The sequence below is a fragment of the Psychromonas arctica genome, assembly GCF_036697365.1.
Classification (GTDB): Bacteria; Pseudomonadota; Gammaproteobacteria; order Enterobacterales; family Psychromonadaceae; genus Psychromonas; species Psychromonas arctica_A.
In genome coordinates this window covers 1-1073 of sequence record NZ_JBAHZA010000051.1, presented here as the reverse complement: position 1 = coordinate 1073, position 1073 = coordinate 1, and the positions used below count along the sequence as shown (strand labels likewise).

The window sequence follows — 1073 nt, the reverse complement described above, 5'->3', positions numbered from 1 at the left end:
CCGATGTTAACGGGTAATGTCGAAGATACAACGGCCACCGTGGTGGTAACCGTGGACGGCATCGAATACGCAGCAACCAACAATGCGGATGGGTCGTGGACTTTAGCGGATAATACCTTACCTGCATTGGATGATGGTGAAACTACTATCACGGTCACGGCGACCGATGCAGCAGGTAACGACGCGACGAATACAGGCACAATCAACGTCGATACCGTAGGTATTAATGTCAGTGTTGATGCGTTAGTGACCAATGATACGTCACCAGCGCTAAGCGGTAGCATTGATGATGCCACAGCGACCGTGATTGTCACGGTCAATGGCATTGAATACGATGCAACTAACAATGGTAATGGCACATGGACGTTAGCAGATAATGAATTAGCTGCATTAACCGAAGGTGAGATTGCGGTGAGTGTGGTGGCAACGGATGCCGCGAATAACAGCAGTGAAGCAGCAACCGGCACCATCACTTTAGATTTAACGGCGCCAACAGTTACAGTTACGTCAATCACCACAAGCGATACAACGCCTGCGTTAAATGGCACAGTAAATGATAATGATGCCACGGTTGTTGTGACGGTGAATAGCATTGAATACGATGCAACTAACAATGGTAATGGCACGTGGACGTTAGCGGATAATGAACTAGCAACGTTAACCGAAGGTGAGATTGCGGTGAGTGTGGTGGCAACGGATGCCGCGAATAACAGCAGTGACGCAGCGACAGGCACTATTACTGTTGATTTAACGGCGCCAGCGGTAGCGGTAACGTCAATCACGACTAACGACACCACACCATTATTAACTGGAACGGTGGAAGACAATGAAGCCACAGTTATCGTGACTGTGAACGGTATTGAATACGAAGCAACCAACAATGCTGATGGTACGTGGACATTAGCAGATAACGAACTAGCAGCACTGTCTGAAGGAGAGATAGCAGTTAGTGTCGTGGCAACGGATGCCGCGAACAACAGCAGTGACGCAGCGACAGGCACTATTACTGTTGATTTAACGGCGCCAACGGTAGCGGTAACGTCAATCACGACTAACGACACCACACCATTATT

1 protein-coding gene is annotated in these 1073 nt (G+C 48.7%); it reads left to right on the top strand.

The window, feature by feature from the left end:
• Positions 1–1073, top strand: a 1073-nt coding sequence (locus V5290_RS17265; RefSeq protein WP_333388738.1) for an Ig-like domain-containing protein, incomplete at both ends; no start/stop codon positions are given.